The organism is Streptomyces sp. T39, from assembly GCF_008042045.1.
Taxonomy (GTDB): Bacteria; Actinomycetota; Actinomycetes; order Streptomycetales; family Streptomycetaceae; genus Streptomyces.
Map to the genome: position 1 here is coordinate 112,305 of NZ_RDBP01000012.1, position 19,589 is coordinate 131,893.

A 19,589-nucleotide genomic window follows, 5' to 3' on the forward strand; every position below is an offset into this window, starting at 1 on the left:
GTCACCGACGCCGACACCGTGCGGTCCTCGGGATCGTTCACCGTCGCCAACGGCTTCGGCAGCTCCGGACACGCCGTACTGCCCGGCACCGCGACCGCCGCACACGCCGGCAACTGCACCAGGTGCAGCCGCGACGCATACGAGCCGCCGTACCCCTCCGCGAACGAGGAGTAGTCGACCGTCAGCCGGACCGGTGCCGCCTTCGCCCCCGCGTCGGAGCGCTCCACCCGCAGCACCGCACCGGCACCCAGCTCACCGGCCCGCTTCGACGGCAGCACATCCACCCGCACCTCAGCGGGCGAAACGGACGCCGCCGTGGAAGCGCTCCCCGAACGGGCGGACTTCGCGGCCTTGCCCGGTACGGCGGCCACGGTGACCGGCAAGCCGCCGATCCGCGTCTCCTTCGCCGCCCCCGCGACGGCGAGTTCGGCGCTGCCGCCGCCCGGCCAGACCGCCTTGTCCAGCGCCGTGACGGCCGCCTTCCGCGCCGCGTCCGAGGGGCGCTTCGCCGCCTTCGCGTCCCGGCCCTCGACCGGATCGCCGAAGTCCTGCACACCGGGACGACCCCGGCCCTGCTGCTCCTCCAGGGTGAGCGGCATCGCCTGAACGGTGGAACCGGTCAGGGCGATCGTCACCCCCAGAGCGGTGGCCGCGAGCAGCCGCCCTGGTATCCGCCGGTTCAGCAACCGGCCATGAAATGGCATCACGTGTCTCCGCACGTCGGTAGGGAAGGGTGGATGCGCTCGGGTGCCTGGTCCTCGAAGGTCCCTGCACCGTCACGTCGTGCCTGCGCGGGGACGGGGCCGCTCGGCGGTCCGTCCCCGGCACGTTCGGTGTCGTGCGGTGGGCGACGTCGCCGGCGCCGGGGAGGTGCGGGAAGGGGTATTCGGTGCCCACGGTGCCCGCATCGGGCGTCAGTGGCCGGTGGCCGGTGGCCGCGGGGTGACGCCGTGACACAGGAGACGGGCGGCCGTCGGAGTCCGTCGGTGCGGGAGGTCTACGGAGCCGACGCCGTCGGCGTCCCGACCGGTGCGTCCGGGCCGTCCCGGAAGGCGGCTTCCACCCGTGGTCGCCCACGGGGAGCCGACGCGGTCACCCCGAGCCCCGTACGTGCCAATGCGCGCGGCATGTGCCCCCCACCCCCGCATCGCCTCTCGCCCCGTCATCGGCGGGCCGGGCGGCAATCCGATCCATGTGCTCCGGCTGTGTGCGGATCCCCCCGGACCCCACGAAGCGGAACGGGACTATTCCACGCCGCTGGTGACTTCACAAGATCACAAGTCCGACATCGAACCATCGGCCGCAATCACCGTTTCATCACATCCGGCTCACCTTGCGGTCATGATTCGGCCACAATCGGGCCATCCCCCGCAGTCGCCGGACGCGGCCTCACACCACCTGGTGCAGCCAGCGGACCGGCGCGCCCTCCCCCGCGTACCGGAACGGCTCCAGCTCGTCGTCCCACGGCTTCCCGAGGAGTTTGGCGATCTCCGCCTCCAGGTCCGTCTCGCCGCGGGAGGCCCTCGCCATGGCGGCGCGCAGGCGGTCCTCGGGGACCAGGATGTCGCCGTGGATGCCCGTCACGGCGTGGAAGATGCCGAGGTCCGGCGTCGCGCTGTAGCGCTCGCCCTCCGCCGTCGCGCACGGCTCCGCCGCGACCTCGAAGCGCAGCAGGTGCCACCCGCGCAGCGCGGAGGCGAGTTTGGAGGCCGTGCCGGCCTCGCCGCGCCAGGAGAACTCCGCTCTCCAGGTGCCGGGCGACGCCGGCTGGCGGACCCAGTCGAGCTGGACCCGTGTGCCGAGCACCCCCGCGATCGCCCACTCGACGTGCGGGCACAGCGCGCGCGGTGCGGAGTGAACGTACAGAACGCCACGTGTCGTCACCGGGACCTCCAGTGTGGGACGAGGATCACCTTCCCAGCGGCCTCAGTAAACAGCATCCGGCGCGAAACTCCACAAAAGGGACATCATGTGACGTGATGTAATTTACTGGCGCCGACGGGCGGGGTGCCTCTGGGTCGACGGGGAAAAGCTATCGTGCGGGCGCCCCCGAGGGGTGCCGTACTCTCGGACCTGGGCCCGTACGCACCAAGCTTTCACCCGGCAGGAGTCGGACGCCGGTCTCGGGAGGGGATCACAGGATGCGTCAGCGTCCGGCAACACGCCGCCCGCGTGCGGCGGGAGCGGTCGCCGCGGCCCTCACCCTCCTGCTGACGGCATCCGGACTGGCCGCCTGTGACGCACCGTCACCGCACGGGACACCGTCGGGCCCGGCCACCTCACGGCCCGCTCCCCCGCCCACCCCCCTCTGGGACCGCACACCGCGTTCCGTCGCCGCCGTCGGCGACTCGATCACCCGCGGCTTCGACGCCTGCATGGTCCTCGCCGACTGCCCCGAGGTCTCCTGGGCCACCGGATCCGACACCTCGGTCGACTCCGTCGCGCTGCGGCTGCTCGGACCCGGCCGGGTGGCCTCGCACAGCTGGAACCACGCCGTCTCCGGCGCGGACGCGTCCGATCTGCCCGGCCAGATGGCGAAGGCGGCGGCGCACCGCCCCGAACTGGTCACGGTCATGGTCGGCGCCAACGACGCCTGCGCGGACTCCCTGGACCGGATGACGCCGGTGGACGCCTTCCGGGAATCCGTCACGACCGCGATGGAGGTCCTGCGCGAGGAGGCGCCCAAGGCCCAGGTGTACATGTCGAGCGTGCCCGACCTCAAGCGTCTGTGGGCGACGGGCCGGGACGACGCGCTGGGCAGCCGGATCTGGCAGCTCGGCATCTGCGCCACCATGCTCGGGGACGCGCAGGACGACAGCGCGCCGGCCCGGCAGCGCAGGGACACCGTCCACCAGCGCGTGATCGCCTACAACCAGGTCCTGAAGGACGTCTGCGCCGAGGACGAGCGGTGCCGGCACGACGGCGGCGACGTCTTCGGCTTCCGCTTCACCGAGACGCAGCTGAGCCGCTGGGACTGGTTCCACCCGAGCAAGGACGGGCAGCGGAGGCTGGCCGACATCGCCTACCGCCACATCACGGCCCCGTAGCCAGGATTCCCGGCTGCGGCGATACTTCCGCCCACCCGACGGAAGGACCACTGTGTTCCGGATACGCCCCCGCGCAACCGTGCTCGCCCTGGCCGCCGCCCTCGCCCTGGGTGCCGCCGTCGCCCCGCCCGCGGCGGCGAGAAGCACGGACCCCGCCCCCTCGCCCACGGCCGAGGAGCAGCGGCTGACGCGGGCGGTGCCGCAGGAGATCCTGCGGCGCAGCGGATTCGACTCCGTGGCACCGGCCTTCGCCGGCTCGCTCGCCGCGGCGGACACCTACCACGAGGCCGAGCGGGCCGTCGTCCGGCAGGCCCGTGCCCTGTGGGAGCGGGCCGTGGACCGGGCGCAGGGACGGGGCCCGGCGCTCGGGGACCTGAGCCGTGACGACGACCGGCCGCTGTACTGGGCCCGGCTCGGCATGACCTCCCAGCTGCGCGTGTGGCAGCCCTCCTTCGGCCTCGACGACGCGGCGCGCGCCCGCCTGCTGGACCGCCTGGAACGGGCGTCGCGCGGCCAGGACTCCATGGACTTCCCGGGCGGCAGGAGCGTGCGGCGCGTCGTGCTCACCGGCTTCGACCCGTTCACGCTGGACCGGGACATCCGGATCAGCAACCCCTCGGGGGCCACCGCACTCGCCCTGGACGGCACCTGGATCCGCACTCCCGACGGCCCCGCCCGCATCGAGACGGCCGTCTTCCCGGTCCGCTGGGAGGACTTCGCCGCCGGCACCGTGGAACGCGCCCTGCGGCCGGTGCTGCCGCGGGCCGACCTCTTCACGACGGTGAGCCAGGGCCGCGTCGGCCGGATCGACGTCGAACGCTTCAACGGAGCCTGGCGCGGCGGCTTCGCCGACAACGACAACCTCTCGCGCACCGGGACCGTGCCGGTGTCCGACCCGGCGACGCAGCCGCAGTGGACGGCGACCACGCTCCCGTACACGGCGATCACCGCAGCGCGGACCGGCCGCTTCCCGGTGTACGACAACACCTCCGTGACCGAGATTCCTGCGGGGGCCACCGCCCCGGTCGTCCGCCCCGGGGGGCCGACACCCGGTTCGGCGGCGCGGGCCGGGGGCGGCGGCGACTACCTCTCCAACGAGATCGCCTACCGGGCGACGCTGCTGCGCGACCGGCTCGGCCTCACGACCCCGGGCGGTCATGTGCACACCCCGGTGCTCCAGTTCGGGGCGGGGAACACGACCGAGGTGACGGACCCCGAGTTCGTGCGCAACCGGCTGGACATCATCGCCCAGGTGCGGGCGATCGTCGAGGTCGCGGCGGCGGCAGGCTGACCGGCGGGGACCCCCGCCCGGCGACCCGGGCGGGGGTCCCCTCATCATGGGCGCATGAGGATCGCAGCCGCGCAGTTCGAGTCCGTACCCGGCGACATCGAGGCCAATGTGCGCAGCATGGCCGCCCTGATCCGCGAGGCCGGCGACCGCGGCGTGCGCTTCGTGGCCTTCTGCGAGCTGTCCGCCAACGGCTACGCCCTGGACCCGATCGCCGCGGGCCCGGACGCCTGGCTGACCGAGGACGACCCGCGGCTGGCCCCCGTGCGGGAGGCGTGCCGGGCGACGTCCACGGCCGCGCTGATCGGCTGCGCCGCCGTCACCGGCGAGGACCGCCCGGCGATCGGCGCCCTCGTCGTCGGCCCGGACGGGGGCCTGCTCGCCCGCTACGACAAGACCCGCCTGTACGGCCGGGAGCTGGAGGTCTTCGTCCCGGGTGCCGCCGACGGCCGCTTCACCCTCGACGGTGTCCGCTTCGCCGTCGCCGTCTGCTACGACAACCGCTTCCCCGAGCTGGCGGAGCGGGCGAAGGCGGACGGCTGCGCGGTGTACGTGGCGAGTTCTGCGCTGGACGCGGAGAACGACTCGTTCGAGAAGGTCCTGCCCGTCCGGGCCCGCGACAACGCGCTGCACGTGCTCCTCGCCAACCAGGTCGGCGGCGGCGACGCGGGCGAGTGTTTGGGCGACAGCGGCGTCTGGGGCCCGGACGGCTCCCTGCTCGCGTCCGCGGGGCGCACCGTGCCGGGGCTCGTCGTGTGGGATCTCCCGACGGCGTGACGGTCCGTCATGAGCCGCTCTAGACTCGGTACATGCGGCAGAGGGGCGAACTGGTCGACGGGCGGTTCCGTCTGGTCCGGCTCCTCGGCCGGGGCGGAATGGGCCGCGTCTGGCTCGCCGAGGACGAGCGGCTGGGCCGCAGCGTCGCGCTGAAGGAGCTGCTCTTCCTCCACGGCACCGGCGAGGAGGAGCGCCGCTTCGAGCGCGAGGCGAGGGCGCTCGCCCGGATGCGGCACGACGCGGTCGTCGGGGTGCACGACCTGCTCTCCCATCTGGACCCGCCGGCCATCGTGATGGAGTACGTGGACGGACCGTCGCTCAAGGACGTGCTCCACACGTCCGGCAAGCTGCCGGTGCACGAGGCCGCGCGCATCGGCGGGGCGGTGCTCGGCGCGCTGCGGGAGGCGCACGGCAAGGAGGTCGTCCACCGGGACCTCAAGCCGGCCAACATCCTGGTCGCCGGTGGCCGGGTGGTCGTCACCGACTTCGGCGTCGCACTGCTCGGGGACCTGTCGCAGATGACCGGCCTCAGCGGCACACCGGGAACCTCGCTCTACATGGCGCCCGAGCAGCTGGAGCACGACCGCGGGAGCGCCGCCTCGGACCTGTGGTCGCTCGGGGCGGTGCTGTGGGAGGCCGTCGAGGGCCGGCAGCCGTTCAGCCGGACGAGCCAGGCGGCCGTGGTCCGCGCGATCTGCGACGAGGAGCCGCCCGAGGCGGAGCACGCCGGCGGCCTGACCGAGGTGATCCGTGGCCTGCTGGTCAAGGACCCGGCCGCCTGGCTCGTCCGGCTGAACGGCTGCCGGCCCTCGACGGCCTCCCACAGCACCGCCCCGAGCGACCACAGGTCCGAGGCGGCGCTCCCGCGGTCGTGCTCCAGCTGCTCGGGCGCCATGTAGAGCGAGGTTCCCGGTGTGCCGCTGAGGCCGGTCAATGTTGAGGAGGATGCGGTTGCGGGACAGCAGGGACGCGGTCCGGGCGTCCTTCGCCTTCGCCAGCTCCTCGACGAGCTTCAGGGCCGCGTCCGTGCCCTCCCACTCGTTGCCGTGGATGTTGTTGTTGATGAAGACCGGCGTCTTGTAGCGGGCCTTGATCCGGGGGTCCTTCGCCGCCCGAGCGGGGTCGTTCCCGATGAGCTCCCGCATCCAGTCCTGCTCGCGGGCCCGGGCAGCGGTCTCCGGCGCGGTCACGGTGACGAGGTACAGCTCGTGGCCGCCCGCCGAACGTCCGGCGACCTCCACGCTGACCCGGTCGCCCAGCCGCTGGAGGGCGTTGAGCCGCGGCGCCAGCGAGTGGTAGGGCGCCAGGCCGAGCTTGACGGACTTGTCGGCGGGGTTCTCCGGCGGGACGTCGAGCACGGTCTCGCGCGGGTAGCCCCCGGTGCGGACCGGCGCGGGGGAGCGGGTCGCGAGCGCGGCCGCGGAGGCGGATGCGGGAGCTCATCGGGAACGACCCCGCTCGGGCGGCGAAGGACCCCCGGATCAAGGCCCGCTACAAGACGCCGGTCTTCATCAACAACAACATCCACGGCAACGAGTGGGAGGGCACGGACGCGGCCCTGAAGCTCGTCGAGGAGCTGGCGAAGGCGAAGGACGCCCGGACCGCGTCCCTGCTGTCCCGCAACCGCATCCTCCTCAACATCACCGCCAACCCGGACGGCCGGATCGCGGGCACCCGCGCCAACGCGGCCGGTTTCGACCTCAACCGGGACTTCGTCACCGCGACCCAGCCCGAGACCCGGGCGATCCGGCAGATCGCGATCGACCGCAGGCCCGCCGTGATGCTGGACCTGCACGGCTACGTCAACGGCACCCTGATCGAGCCGACCACCCCGCCGCACGGCGAGAACTACGAGTACGACCTCTTCCTGAAGAACGCGTACGCCAACGCGCTCGGCATGGAGGCCGCGGTCAACGGCCTCGGCTACACCGCCGCCGAGGACGGCGTGCGGCCCGCCGTCATCCCGTTCCGGGACGAGAAGGAGGGCTGGGACGACTGGCCGCCGATCTTCACCCCGCAGTACATGCCCTTCCAGGGCGCGGTCGCCTCGCACACCGTCGAGTTCCCGATGACCGTCAACAACAGCGCCTACACCACCCTGCCGGTGGAGGAACTGCGCCGGCGGGCCGCCATCAACACGGACATCGCCGGAGCGGCGATGCGCGCGACCCTGGAGTACACGGACACCCACCGGACCTCGGTGATCGCCGACCAGATCGAGACGTTCCGCCGCGGGGCCGCCGGCGAGGCGCAGCGTCCGGTGTCCGAGGAGACCGTGCCGGGGGTGCCCGGCATCGGTCCGGAGGACGTCTACACGACCCGGTTCCCGCGCGCCTACGTGATCCCGGCGGGCCGCGGCCAGCGTTCGGCGGTGGCGGCGGCCCGGCTGGTGGCCCACCTGGTCGCCAACGACGTACGGGTCGGCCAGGCGCGCCGCGCCTTCGCGCTGGAGGGCCGTTCCTATCCGGCCGGTTCGTACATCGTGGACATGCACCAGCCCAAGCGGGGGATGGCCAATGTGATCCTGGCCGACGGGCGGGACATCAGCGCGGACGTCTCCACGATGTACGACATCTCCGGCTGGAGCCTCGGTCTGCTGTGGGGCGCGACCGTGGAGCGGTCCGAGAAGCGGGCGCCGCGGGTGCCGGCGCGTGCCGTGCACGCCGCCTCCGCCACCGGGTACGTCGCCCCGTACGGCGACCTGGGTCTGCGCCTGGACGACCCGAAGGAGCTGGCGGCCGTCAACTCCCTGCTCGCGCAGGGCGTCCGGGTGCGCCGGGCGGCCGACGGCTCGGCCGTCGTCCCGGGTTCGGCCCGGGGCGCGGCCCGTGTCCTCGCGGAACGCCTCGGGGTCCGCTTCGAGGCGGCGGCCCGGCGGGGCGTGGCGGACATGCACCGCACCCGGGTCGCGGCGGCGGTGACCTCCGGGGAGCTGTTCGCGCTGCGCGAGATGGGCTTCGAGGTGGAGCCGGTGTCCACGGCGGTGCTCGACGCGGGCTTCGACTGGTCGCGGGCGGACGCGCTGGTCGTGTCCTCCGGCCTGGACTACTCGGCGCTCACCCCTGCCGCGCGGGCGGCGTTCGAGGCGAGCGGGGTTCCGGTCGTCGGGCTCGGTGAGCAGGGTGCGGCGTTCAACGCGTCGGCGGGGCTGCTGGAGGTGACGGCGGTGACGGGCAACGGCGACGCCAACGGCGTGGTGCGGGTGACCAACGCGGGCGGTGCGATCACCGGGGGTGCCCCCGCGCACACCTTCGTCTACACGCCGGGCTGGTTCACCGCGCTCGGCGGCGGAGTGCGGGTGGAGCAGTCGTACGCCACCGGCAACCCGCTGGTCTCCGGGCACTGGCGGGCGGCGGAGGACGGCGGCGGCGGCCCGTCGGACGCTGCCGGGCGGGCCTCGGTGGTCTCGGGTGTCGCGGCATCCGGCGCCCCGGTGGTGCTGTTCGGCACGGAGCCGCTGTTCCGGGCGCACCCCAAGGGGGTGTTCGCCCAGATCGGGCGGGCGCTGCTGGCGCACTGACGGCACGTGCCGAGGGCCCCTCGCCCCGGACGGGGTGAGGGGCCCTCGGGCGCGATGTCACACGGCCAGGTCGACCGTGATGTTGCCGCGGGTCGCCTTGGAGTACGGGCAGACCTGGTGGGCCTTCTCCAGGAGGTCCCTGGCGGTGGCCGGGTCGACGTTCGGGATCGTGGCGGAGATCTTCACGATGATGCCGAAACCGTCGTCGTTCTTGCCGATGCCGACCTCGGCGGTGACCGTCGAGCCGCTGATGTCCGCCTTCTCCTGGCGGGCGACCACGCCCAGGGCACCCTGGAAGCAGGCGCTGTAGCCGGCGGCGAACAGCTGCTCCGGGTTGGTGCCGGCGCCGCTGCCGCCCATGGCCTTCGGCGGGTTGACGACGACGTCGAGGACGCCGTCGTCGGTGGCGACGCGCCCGTCGCGGCCGTTCTCCGCGGTGGCCACGGCGGTGTAGAGCACGTCGGACTGCTGGATGGACATATGTCGTTCCTCCTGCTGGTTCGCCGCGACTCGCGCCCACGATCGCGACGGCTGGGCAAGAGCCTAACGGGTGAACGTCTCAGCCCAGGGAGACGATCATCTTTCCGGTGTTCTCGCCGCGGAGCATGCCGGTGAAGGCGTCGTAGCCGTGCTCGATGCCCTCGACGACGGTCTCGTCGTACTTCAGCTCGCCCGAGGCGATCCAGCCGGCGACGTCCTCGGTGAACTGCTGCTGGAGGTGCTTGTGGTCGTTGACCAGCATGCCCGTCAGCCGCAGGCGCTTGCCGATGACCAGGGCCAGGTTGCGCGGGCCGGGCGCGGGCTCGGTGTTGTTGTACTGGGCGATCATGCCGCAGATGGTGGCGCGGCCGCCGACGTTGAACGAGGAGATCGCGGCCTCCAGGTGGTCGCCGCCGACGTTGTCGAAGTAGACGTCGATGCCGTCGGGGGCGGCTTCCTTCAGCTGCTTGCCGACGGGGCCGTTCTTGTAGTTGAACGCGGCGTCGAAGCCGTACTTCTCGACGAGGAGCTTGACCTTCTCGTCGGAGCCGGCCGAGCCGATGACCCGCGAGGCGCCCTTGATCCGCGCCATCTGGCCGACCTGGCTGCCGACCGCACCGGCCGCGCCGGAGACGAAGACGGCGTCGCCCTCCTTGAAGGAGGCCACCTCGAAGAGGCCCGCGTAGGCGGTGAGCCCGGTCATGCCGAGCACGCCGAGGTACGCGGAGAGCGGCGCGAGGGAGGCGTCGACCTTGACGGCGTGCTGGGCGGGGACGCTCGCGTACTCGCGCCAGCCGAGGCCGTGCAGCACGTGGTCGCCCACCTCGAAGCCCTCGGCGGCGGACGCGACGACCTCGCCGACCGCGCCGCCGTCCATCGGGTGGTCGAGCTGGAAGGGCGGGGTGTAGGACTTCACGTCGTTCATCCGGCCGCGCATGTAGGGGTCGACCGAGAAGTGGAGGTTGCGCACGAGGACGCGGCCCTCCGCGGGGGCGGTCACCTCGGCCTCGCGGAGCGCGAAGTCCTCTGCCTTGGGCCAGCCGTGCGGACGGGCGACGAGGTGCCATTCACGGCCGGACGCGGGAAGTGCGGACATGCTGCGAGCCTCCTGGGGAGCTTCAAAATACTTCAGAACCTGAAACAACCATGCGCCTGAATATTTCAGCTTGTCAAGCATGTGGGTATCGTGGTGTCCATGGCCGCCCAGCAAGCAGACCCCCTGACCGTCGAGGTCGTCGAGCTCATCGGCTCCGTCGTCGCCCGCTACCACGACGAGTACGAGCGGGCGGCCGCCGAGCACTCCCTCACCGGCGCGCAGGCACGGGTCCTGGGACTGCTGTCCATGGACGCGCTGCCCATGCGCCGTATCGCCCGGACGATGAAGTGCGAGCCGTCGAACATCACCGGCATCGTGGACCGCCTGGAGGCCCGGGGCCTGGTCGAACGCCGCCCCGATCCGGGCGACCGCAGGGTCAAGCTGGCCGCGGCCACCGCGGACGGCCGCGACCTGGCACGGCGGCTGCGCACCTCGCTGGACTTCGCCCGCGAACCGCTCGCCGAACTCACCGCCGCCGAGCGCGCGCTCCTGCGCGATCTGCTCAGACGGATGCTGGGCGGCGCGGAGGCATAGCGCCTTCCGTTCGGGTCAGGCCCGCCGGGATCCGGACGAGAGGCCCTGGCCGGCCCCCCGGCCGCGCGTCACAGACACCACCACAGGAACCGCTCGCACGTCGGTGTGGGCGCCGGCTCGGCCGGCGGCGGGGGCTGGGGCGACGGCGCCTGGGTGCCGGTGCCGTCCGACGGAGCACCACCCGACGGGGACGGCGACGCGGACGCCGAGGGCTCGGTGGCGCCGTCGGGATCGCGGGTCGCCGACGGCGAGGGGCTCGCATCTCCCGGGCCGGCCTCCGGCGTGCCCGAACCGTCCTTGCCCGGCGCACGGACCGGCACCGCGGTCCGCCCCGGGCGCGGCGAACCGGACGACGCCACCGGCTGCTCGGTCACCTCGGCCGGGCCGTCCGGCGTGGGGTCGGACGGCGTGGGCTCGGCCGACTCCGTCTCGACGACGGCGCTCTCCTTCACCACGGTCGCCGCCCCGTCGTCCCCCGGGCCCTCCGCGAAGTGCGCGAACCCCAGGGCGCCCGCGGCCAGCGCCAGGCCGACCGCCCCGATCGCCGTCGTGCGCCCGCGCTTCCTGCGCGCCCTGCGCCCCGCCGGAGCCGGCTTGCGGCGCGACGGCGCCCGCCGGCGTGCGCTGCGCGGCCCCGGCCGCGCGGGCTCCGGCTCGGGTTCGCGCTCCAGCTCGTGGACAGGGGTGCGCGCCGCCGGGGCGGTGAAGCTGAGACGGCGGAGCTCCTCGACAGGGGTACCGCACCCGGCACAGGCCAGAGCGCCGTTGAGGTGCCGTCCGCAGGGGTGGCAGTAATCCATGGCCTTGGGAGGCTATGCGCAAGGGACGTACGAGAGGCGGGGCGCTCTGTGAGGATCCTGTGTGGAACCGCATCCTCCGCGGCGTGCCCGCTCGCGGTGTCCGCCGGCGGGCGGGGGCAGGATGTCGGGCATGAGCCCCGACGCCCCCTTCGGTCCCCTCGACTTCCAGCTCGTGCTGCTCCGCCGGATGGCCGACCACCGGCCCGAACTCGTCGACGACGCCCGCCGGAAGCTGGGCGTCCCGCTCGCCGGGATGCGCGAGGCGAACCGCCGCTGGCAGGCGATGTGCCGGTCGCCCCGGGGCCGCGGCGCGCTGTCCCGCTACCACTCGGTCCTCGGCGCACCGGAGTCGACCGGCCGCCGCCGCATCGGCGACCTCGTGTGCGACGCGTTCCTGTGGCCGGTGCCGCTCTGGCCCGATCTGCGCTTCGAGGTGCTGGCCGTGGCCGGGAGCGGGGCGGTCTGGAACGAATGGCTGGTACGCGCACCGGGCGCCGCGGGGCCCGTCCTGCGCACGACGGCGGACCTGGTCCCCTGGTCCTGCACGGTCGACGAGGTCGCCCACGCCTTCCCCGGGGTCCGCCCCCTGGAGGGCACCGCGCCCACCCGCTTCCGGCTCGCCTTCCCCGACCCCGCGGACCCCGCCACCGCCCGCACCGCCGACTTCACCTGGGGACTGCTCCAGACGGTGAGCTGAGGGGCGGCCCGGCCCGTCCGGTGGCCCCTCCCGCGGCCGCCGGACCGTGGCGGGAGCCTCAGGGCACGGTGCGCGACCACCGGCCGCCGGTCGCGGCCGCAGCCCCGGCACACCGTCCCCGGACCGCGCACGCGCCCAGGTCCGTCCGGCCCAGCCCAGCGCGCGCCCCCGCCTGCCCGACCGGACGATGCGAACACGTACCGCACTCGGGAGGACTTGTCATGACCGTCAGCCTCGAGCAGCTCCGCCGCTGCCATGTCGCCGTCGACCTCGGAGCCGCTCGGACCCGCGTCTTCGTCAAGGGCGCCGGGCTCGTCGTCGACGAGCCGAGCGTCGCCGCCGTGAACACCCGCACCGGCGCCCTCATCGCCGTCGGAGCGCTCGCGGAGAAGATGACGGGCCGCACGCCGGACTACATCCGTGTCGCCCGCCCCGTCTCCGGCGGCACCGTCGTGGACATCGAGATGGCCCAGCGGATGCTGCGTCACCTGCTCGGCGAGAAGCTCCGCCGCCAGCTGCGCCGCAAGCCCCGGCTCCGCGCCGCCGCCAGCACCCCCCACGACAGCGACCCGCTCGCGCAGCGCGCGACGGTGGAGACCCTGGTGGGGCTCGGCGCCCGCCGGGTGGAGCTGGTGGACACGCTGATCGCCGCGGCGGTGGGCTGCGGCCTCCCGGTGGAACAGCCCACGGCCACCATGATCATGGTGTGCGGCGCGGCGACCACCCAGATCGCGGTGCTCTCCCTCGGCTCGATCGTGACCGCCGAACGCATTCCGGTCGGCGGCAACGCCATCGACTACGCCGTCATCCAGCACCTGCGCCACCAGCACGAGCTGCTGCTGCCCAGCCAGTCCGTGCGCCCTCTCCAGCTCGCCCTGCGCGGCAACGGCCTGACCGCCCAGGGGCCGGCGGTCACCGAGATCCACGGACGGGACGTCGCCACCGGCCTGGCCCGTTCGGTGCGCGTCGACACGGCCGCCGTGCGGGACGCGATCCACACGCCGCTGACCTCCGTCCTGGACGGCATCGGCAAGGTGCTGCGGGTGTGCCCGCCCGATCTGGTGGCCGACCTGGTGGACCGCGGCATCATGATGGTCGGCGGCAGCGCCCTGCTGCCGGGCCTGGACCAGATGCTCAGGGACGCCACCGGAATGCCGGTGCAGATCGCCGAACGGCCCGACACCTGCGCCGTCCTCGGCCTGGGCGCCATGCTGGAGGGCCGTATCAAGCCCATGGTGCTGGACCCGCTGGCGGACGCGATCCCGGAGGCGCAGCCGAGGCTGCGCACGGAGTTCCTGAAGCTCGGTGACGGCGACCGCGAGGGTGTCGCCGCGGGTGCCGCGGCCGGCTCCGCACGCGGCGGCGGCGCGGACGGCGCCGCCGACGACGGCGACCGTTTCTGAGACGCCCGGTGACGGGCGGGGAGCCTGCGCCTCCGGGGAGGTCCGGCACGCCGGACCTCCCCGGCCTCCTGGAGGCCGTCATCAGCGTCGGCAGCGAACTCGAACTCCGCCCCGCCCTGCAGCGCATCGTCGACACCGCCGCCGGTCTCACCGGCGCCCGGTACGCGGCCCTCGGTGTGCTGGACCCCGAGCACCGCCGGATCACCGAACTGTTCACCCACGGGCTGACCGAGGGCGAACGCCACCGGATCGGGCGGCTGCCGAGCGGGGCGGCGGGGCTCATCGGTGAGCTGATCCGCCGTCCGCGGCCGCTGCTCCTCGACGACCTGACCGCGGACCCCCGCTCCTGCGGGGTCCCCGACGGGCATCCGCGGATGCGCACCTTCCTCGGCGTCCCCGTGCGGGTGGGCGAGGAGGTGTTCGGCAACCTGTATCTGACGGAGCGCCGGGGCGGCCCGTTCGGGGACGGGGACCTGACGCTCGTCACGGTCCTGGCGTCGCAGGCCGGCATCGCGATCGGGAACGCGCGGCTGTACGAGACGGCCCGCCACCGGGAGCGGTGGATCGAGGGCGCCGCGGCCGTCACCACGGCGCTGCTCTCCGGCCACGGCGCGGACGACGCGCTGACGACGGTGGCGGAGCAGGCGAGGATCCTCGCCGGGGCGGCGGCCGGGGTGGTGCTCCAGCCGACCGACGAGGGCGGGATGGAGATCGTCGCCGCGTCCACCCGGGGCGACCCGGAGGGTCTGGTGGGGACGACGATCCTGCCCGGCTCCCCCGTGCTGGCCCAGTTGCTGGGCGGCGAGGCGGTGTTCGTCGAGGACTCGGCCACGGACCCGCGGATGACGACGCCCGTGCGCAGCCGGTTCGGCCCGTCGATGATGCTGCCGCTGCAGAGCGGCGGCCGGCTGATCGGCACCCTGGCGCTGCCGCGCCACCGCGGGGACCGTGCCTACACGGCCGTCGAGCAGTCGCTGGCCTCGCGGTTCGCCGCCCACGCCGCGCTGGCGCTGCTGCTCGCCGACGCGCAGCACGACCGGGAGCGCCTCGCGGTCTACGAGGACCGCGACCGGATCGCCCGCGACCTGCACGATCTGGTCGTCCAGCGGCTGTTCGCGACGGAGATGATGCTGGAGTCCACCCGTCGCCGAGCCGGCGGCGAGGAGGAGACGGGCGCACTGATCGGCCGGGCCGTGGACGAGCTGGACTCGACGATCCAGGAGGTCCGCACGGCGATCTTCGCGCTCCAGCAGCCGCCGGCCGACGCCCCGACGACCTTCCGCGGCCGGGTGCTGCGCGAGACGCGCGGCGCCGCCGTGCTGCTGGGGTTCCCGCCCTCGGTCCGCTTCACGGGCGCCGTCGACGCCCTGGTGCGGGAGCCGCTGGAGGGGCGGCTGCTGGGCGAACTGCGCGGCGCGCTGGCCGCGGCGCACCGGCGGGCGGGTGTGTCGCGGATCGAGGTGACCGTGGACGTGACGGCGACACTGCCGGACGGCGGGGACGGTGTGCGTCTGCTGGTACGGGACGACGGCACGCGCGAGGACGGCGGGCGGGGCACCGAGTTCACCTGGGAGGCGCCCCGCTGAGGGCTGTCCCGTCCGGATCTCGCGGGCTCGCGTGCCCCGATCCGGACGAAGGGCCCGGCACGGCGGCGGGCGGCCGCGCCTGCCCCGTACGGAGCAGTCCAGCGCGCCCCGCACCTGGCCGGATGCCTTGACTGGGCGGGTGGACACCGTCGCGAAGCCCTCGCCCGCGGAGGACGTGAAGCCCTCCGCCGCCGCGTACCGCAACCTCCTCATGGCCACGATCGGGTTCACGCTCACGTTCTGGGCGTGGAACCTGATCTCCCCGCTCGGCGGTGCCTTCAAGGACCGGCTGGACCTGAGCTCGTTCCAGCAGTCGCTGCTGGTCGCCGTGCCGGTGCTGGTCGGGTCGCTCGGGCGGATCCCGGCGGGCGCGCTGACCGACAAGTACGGCGCGAAGCTGATGTTCCCCCTGGTGTCCGCGCTGACCATCGTGCCGGTGCTGCTGCTGATCCCGGCCAAGGACTCGTACGCGGCGATGCTCGCGGTCGGATTCCTGCTGGGGCTCGGCGGCACGACGTTCGCGATCGGCATCCCGCTGGTCAACTCGTGGTTCCCGCCCTCGGAGCGCGGCCTCGCGCTGGGCATCTTCGGCATGGGCATGGGCGGTGTGGCGCTGTCCGGCTACTTCACCCCGCGGATCGCCGACCACGGCGACGACCTGCCGTTCCTCGTGGTGGCCGTCGCCCTCGCCGTGTACGCCGTCCTCGCCGCGCTGCTGATCACCGACCACCCGGACCGCAAGGTGCCCACCACGTCGCTCGGCGAGCGGCTCGGGCAGGCGGGCAGGCTGCGGGTGACGTGGGAACTGTCGGCCCTGTACGCGATCGGGTTCGGCGGCATCGTGGCGTTCGGGGTGTACCTGCCGACGTATCTGAAGACGTGGTACGAGCTGAGCCCCACCGACGCGGGCACCAAGGCGGCCGGATTCGCGCTGGTGACCGTCGTGTTCCGGCCGTTCGGCGGCTGGCTGTCGGACCGGCTCCATCCGGCGCTGGTGACGGCCGGGGCGCTCGGCTTCGTGGCACTGCTGGCGATCGTCCAGGCCTTCGACCCGGAGCTGGACCCGGTCGGCACCATCGCCCTGCTGTGCATGGCGGCGGGACTGGGCACCGCGAGCGGGAGTGTCTTCGCGCTCGTCTCGCAGGTCACCCCGCAGCCGCAGGTCGGGAGCGTCACCGGCATCGTCGGCGCCATGGGCGGTCTCGGCGGCTTCGTGCCGCCGCTGGTGATGGGCGCGATCTACAGCGCGCGGGACTCGTACTCGATCGGCTTCATGCTGCTGTCGGACCTGGCCCTGGCCGGGTGCGTGTACGCCTACGGCCGGATGCGCACCCTGCGTCCGAGCGCCTGACCGCCCGAGCCCGGACGGACCGCCTCCGCCGGAGGCCCCCCTGTCTTTCCCGGGCGCCCCGTGCGGCGGGCCGCGCAGGAGACGATGATGCACCGGAGAGCCGCGCCCGGCGTGCGCGGCACGAGATCCGGAGGTCGACGAGTGAGTTCCCTCTTCCCGGCGCTGACGGGCACGCCCGGTGGCCCGGACCCGGTGGCCCTGCGCTTCGGTGACCGGTCCCTGACGTACGGACAGCTGGCCGGAGCGGCCGGTGCGCTGGCCGCCCGGCTGAGCCGGGACGCCGGAACCGGGCGGGTCGCGCTCTGGGCCACCCCGGCGCTGGAGACCGCGGTCGGCGCGGTGGCGGCGCTGCTGGCCGGCACCCCCGTCGTCCCGCTGAATCCGAGGACCGGTGAGCGGGAACTCGCCCACATCCTCGGCGACAGCGCCCCGCAGCTGGTGCTGGCCGCCCCGGGCGAGCGGCTTCCGGCGGCGCTCGGCGCGCTGGAGCGGGTGGACGTGGAGGTGAGGGGCGAGGGGCGGACGCCGGACACCGAGCCGGCGCCGGACGCCGCGGCGCTGGTCGTCTACACCTCGGGAACCACCGGGCCGCCCAAGGGCGCCGTGCTGTCACGGCGGGCGGTCGCCACGACGCTGGACGCGCTGGAGGACGCCTGGCAGTGGGACGCGGACGACGTCCTGGTGCACGCGCTGCCGCTGTTCCATGTGCACGGGCTGATCCTCGGCGTCCTCGGGCCGCTGCGCCGCGGCGGCGAGGTACGGCACCTGGGCCGCTTCAGCCCCGAGGGGGTGGCCCGGGAACTGGGCTCCGGCGGCACGATGCTGTTCGGCGTGCCGACGATGTACCACCGGATCGCCGAGTCCCTGGACGGCGACCCGGAGCTGGTGAAGGCCCTGGCGGGGGCCCGGCTGCTGGTGTCGGGGTCCGCGGCGCTCCCGCTGCCGGACCACGAGCGGATCGCGGCGGCGACCGGGCGGCGGGTGATCGAGCGCTACGGCATGACCGAGACGCTCATGAACACCAGCGTGCGCGCCGACGGCGAGGCCCGGCCGGGCTCCGTCGGGGTGCCGCTGCGCGGCGTGGAACTGCGGCTCGTCGAGGAGGACGGCACCGAGATCACCGCCCTCGACGGCGAGACGATCGGCGAGATCCAGGTGCGCGGCGCCCACCTGTTCACGGAGTACCTGAACCGGCCGGACGCGACGGCCGCCGCCTTCGACGGAAGCTGGTTCCGCACCGGCGACATGGCGGTGCGCACGGCGGACGGTTCGGTCCGCATCGTCGGCCGCAAGGCCACCGACCTCATCAAGAGCGGCGGCTACAAGATCGGGGCCGGCGAGATCGAGAACGTCCTCCTCGACCACCCCGCCGTACGCGAGGCCGCCGTGACCGGGGAGCCGGACGCGGACCTGGGCGAACGGATCGTCGCCTGGGTGGTGGCGGCCGACCCGGCCGCGCCGCCGAGCGCCGACGAGCTGACCGGGCATGTCGCCGCCCAGCTCGCCCCGCACAAGCGGCCCCGCGAGGTGCGGTTCCTCGACGTCCTGCCCCGCAACGACATGGGGAAGATCATGAAGCGGGCGCTGGGCGATGGCTGACCCGGGGGCCCGGATCTCCGCCCGCGAGGCGATCGCCCTGGTCTGCGAGACCTTCACCGAGCACGAACTCGGCGAGGTGCCCCCGTCCGGGGACGGCCCGCTGGACTGGGAGGGCTACGGCGCGGCGCGCGACCGGGCGGCCCGCAGGACGGGGTCGGCGGAGTCGGTCGTCTACGGCGACGCGACCTGCGGCGGAGTGCCGTGCGTGGTGCTCTCCTTCGAGTTCGGATTCCTCGGGGGCTCGCTCGGTGAACGCACCGGCGACCGGCTGGAGGCCGCGTACGCCCTGGCGCGCGAGCGCCGCCGGCCGCTCGTGTCGCTGATCGCGACGGGCGGCAGCCGGATGCAGGAGGGCATGATCGCGCTCGGCCAGCTCCAGCGGGTGGCACGGGCGTCCGTGCTGCTGCGGGAGGCGGGCGCCGGGCATGTCGCGGTGGTGCGCGACCCCACGACCGGCGGCGGCTGGGCCACCCTCGGCGCCGGCGCCGACGTGGTCCTCGCGCTGCCCGGGGCGCAGGTCGGCTTCGCGGGCTCGCGGGTCCGCCCGGCCGGCGCGGACCCGGCGGCCTACTCGGCCGAGGGCCAGCTCGCGGCGGGCCAGATCGACGCGGTGGTGGAGGAGCACGCGCTCCGGGACACGGTCGCGTTCTGGGCCGGCGCCCTCGCCGGGGGCGCGGACACCGTGCCCGACGCGGCGCCCGTGCCGCGTGCGCTCGGTGCGGACCTGCGGCTGCCGCGCTCCGGCTGGGACGCCGTACAGGCGGCGCGGGACCCGCGGCGGCCGCGGGCGGCGGCCTACCTGGACGACTACTTCACCCGGCGCGAGCCGCTGCGCGGCGACCGCTGCGGCGGCGACGACCCCGGGATGCTCTGCGGGGTGGGCCTGCACCAGGGGCGGCCGGTGGCGTACGTCGCCCAGGCGGGCACGGCGACCCGGCCCGCCGGGTACCGGACCGCCACCCGGGTGGTGGAACTCGCCGGCCGGTTCGGGCTGCCGGTGCTGACCCTGGTCGACACCCCGGGGGCGGCCAACGACGCGGAGGCGGAACGGGCGGGCGCCGGCGCGGCCATCGCCGGCCTGTTCGGCGCGATCGCCGCCGCGCGCACGCCGGTGACGAGTCTGCTGATCGGCGAGGGCGGCAGCGGCGGGGCGCTGGCCCTGGCCGCGCCGGGACGCACCTGGGCCACGCCGGACAGCTACTTCTCGGTCATCGCCCCGGAATGGGCGGCCGCGATCCTCAAGCGCGACCCGTCGCGCGTCGCGCACACGGCCGACCAGCTGCGGCTGCGCCCGCAGGACCTGGCCGAACTGGGCGTGGTCCGGGGCATCGTCGGGCCGGCGCCGCACTGAGGGATCGCGGCGACGGCCGCGCGAAGGGCCCGGCGCCTCGGCGCCGGGCCCTTCGGGGTG

16 protein-coding genes and 3 pseudogenes are annotated in these 19,589 nt (G+C 74.3%); 12 read left to right on the plus strand and 7 right to left on the minus strand.

Annotated features, from left to right (window positions below):
* Both EAO77_RS38375 and EAO77_RS01415 read right to left on the minus strand, forming a co-directional pair.
* Positions 1-719, minus strand: a 719-nt coding sequence (locus EAO77_RS38375; protein ID WP_222723641.1) for a hypothetical protein, incomplete at its 3' end; no start/stop codon positions are given.
* Between the two features lie 670 nt (positions 720-1,389).
* Entirely contained in the window at positions 1,390-1,884 is a 495-nt protein-coding gene (locus tag EAO77_RS01415) for a DUF3145 domain-containing protein (protein ID WP_147986312.1), read from the minus strand.
* A gap of 257 nt (positions 1,885-2,141) precedes the next feature.
* Between EAO77_RS01415 and EAO77_RS01420 the strand changes: the two genes are divergently transcribed.
* From EAO77_RS01420 to EAO77_RS01435, 4 genes and pseudogenes are all read left to right on the plus strand, one after another.
* Positions 2,142-3,047 carry an SGNH/GDSL hydrolase family protein gene (locus EAO77_RS01420; protein WP_147986313.1) on the plus strand — a complete coding sequence of 302 codons (906 nt, stop codon included), beginning with the start codon at positions 2,142-2,144 and terminating at the stop codon, positions 3,045-3,047.
* A 52-nt stretch (positions 3,048-3,099) separates the two neighbouring features.
* Positions 3,100-4,338, plus strand: a complete 1,239-nt coding sequence (locus EAO77_RS01425) for a pyroglutamyl peptidase (RefSeq protein WP_410088180.1) — start codon at positions 3,100-3,102, stop codon at positions 4,336-4,338.
* A 54-nt stretch (positions 4,339-4,392) separates the two neighbouring features.
* Positions 4,393-5,112: a carbon-nitrogen hydrolase family protein gene (locus EAO77_RS01430; protein WP_147986314.1), complete on the plus strand. Its 720-nt coding sequence runs from the start codon at positions 4,393-4,395 to the stop codon at positions 5,110-5,112.
* A 32-nt stretch (positions 5,113-5,144) separates the two neighbouring features.
* Positions 5,145-5,816: pseudogene (locus tag EAO77_RS01435) on the plus strand (serine/threonine-protein kinase); the annotation flags it as partial.
* A 128-nt stretch (positions 5,817-5,944) separates the two neighbouring features.
* Here the strand turns inward: EAO77_RS01435 and EAO77_RS41000 are convergent.
* A pseudogene (locus tag EAO77_RS41000) lies at positions 5,945-6,007 on the minus strand (hypothetical protein); the annotation flags it as partial.
* A 103-nt stretch (positions 6,008-6,110) separates the two neighbouring features.
* A pseudogene (locus EAO77_RS01440) lies at positions 6,111-6,470 on the minus strand (M14 family zinc carboxypeptidase); the annotation flags it as partial.
* 71 nt (positions 6,471-6,541) lie between these two features.
* On the opposite strand from EAO77_RS01440, the gene EAO77_RS01445 reads away from it, so the two are divergent.
* Complete coding sequence (locus EAO77_RS01445) at positions 6,542-8,632, plus strand: M14 family zinc carboxypeptidase (protein WP_261993761.1); 2,091 nt, start codon at positions 6,542-6,544, stop codon at positions 8,630-8,632.
* Between the two features lie 57 nt (positions 8,633-8,689).
* Here EAO77_RS01445 and EAO77_RS01450 read toward each other — a convergent pair whose 3' ends face one another.
* Together EAO77_RS01450 and EAO77_RS01455 are read right to left on the minus strand one after the other, a co-directional pair.
* Entirely contained in the window at positions 8,690-9,112 is a 423-nt protein-coding gene (locus EAO77_RS01450) for an organic hydroperoxide resistance protein (RefSeq protein WP_147986316.1), read from the minus strand.
* A 79-nt stretch (positions 9,113-9,191) separates the two neighbouring features.
* Positions 9,192-10,208, minus strand: coding sequence for an NADP-dependent oxidoreductase (locus EAO77_RS01455; protein ID WP_147986317.1), 1,017 nt, complete (start codon positions 10,206-10,208; stop codon positions 9,192-9,194).
* A gap of 99 nt (positions 10,209-10,307) precedes the next feature.
* Between EAO77_RS01455 and EAO77_RS01460 the strand changes: the two genes are divergently transcribed.
* Positions 10,308-10,742, plus strand: a complete 435-nt coding sequence (locus EAO77_RS01460) for a MarR family winged helix-turn-helix transcriptional regulator (protein WP_147986318.1) — start codon at positions 10,308-10,310, stop codon at positions 10,740-10,742.
* 68 nt (positions 10,743-10,810) lie between these two features.
* Here the strand turns inward: EAO77_RS01460 and EAO77_RS38380 are convergent, their stop codons facing one another.
* Positions 10,811-11,542 (minus strand): hypothetical protein, encoded by a 732-nt coding sequence (locus tag EAO77_RS38380; protein WP_187283085.1) that lies wholly within the window; start codon positions 11,540-11,542, stop codon positions 10,811-10,813.
* Positions 11,543-11,663: 121 nt separating this feature from the next.
* Between EAO77_RS38380 and EAO77_RS01470 the strand changes: the two genes are divergently transcribed.
* From EAO77_RS01470 to EAO77_RS01495, 6 genes are all read left to right on the plus strand, one after another.
* Positions 11,664-12,239, plus strand: coding sequence for a hypothetical protein (locus EAO77_RS01470; protein ID WP_147986320.1), 576 nt, complete (start codon positions 11,664-11,666; stop codon positions 12,237-12,239).
* 221 nt (positions 12,240-12,460) lie between these two features.
* Positions 12,461-13,642 carry a rod shape-determining protein gene (locus tag EAO77_RS01475; protein ID WP_147986321.1) on the plus strand — a complete coding sequence of 394 codons (1,182 nt, stop codon included), beginning with the start codon at positions 12,461-12,463 and terminating at the stop codon, positions 13,640-13,642.
* 8 nt (positions 13,643-13,650) lie between these two features.
* Complete coding sequence (locus EAO77_RS01480; RefSeq protein WP_147986322.1) at positions 13,651-15,228, plus strand: GAF domain-containing protein; 1,578 nt, start codon at positions 13,651-13,653, stop codon at positions 15,226-15,228.
* A 211-nt stretch (positions 15,229-15,439) separates the two neighbouring features.
* Positions 15,440-16,579: a nitrate/nitrite transporter gene (locus tag EAO77_RS01485; protein ID WP_147988879.1), complete on the plus strand. Its 1,140-nt coding sequence runs from the start codon at positions 15,440-15,442 to the stop codon at positions 16,577-16,579.
* A gap of 141 nt (positions 16,580-16,720) precedes the next feature.
* Positions 16,721-18,178, plus strand: a complete 1,458-nt coding sequence (locus EAO77_RS01490) for an acyl-CoA synthetase (RefSeq protein WP_261993762.1) — start codon at positions 16,721-16,723, stop codon at positions 18,176-18,178.
* Entirely contained in the window at positions 18,171-19,529 is a 1,359-nt protein-coding gene (locus EAO77_RS01495) for a carboxyl transferase domain-containing protein (protein WP_147986323.1), read from the plus strand. The genes EAO77_RS01490 and EAO77_RS01495 overlap by 8 nt, the downstream gene beginning before the upstream one ends.
* Positions 19,530-19,589: the final 60 nt, after the last annotated feature.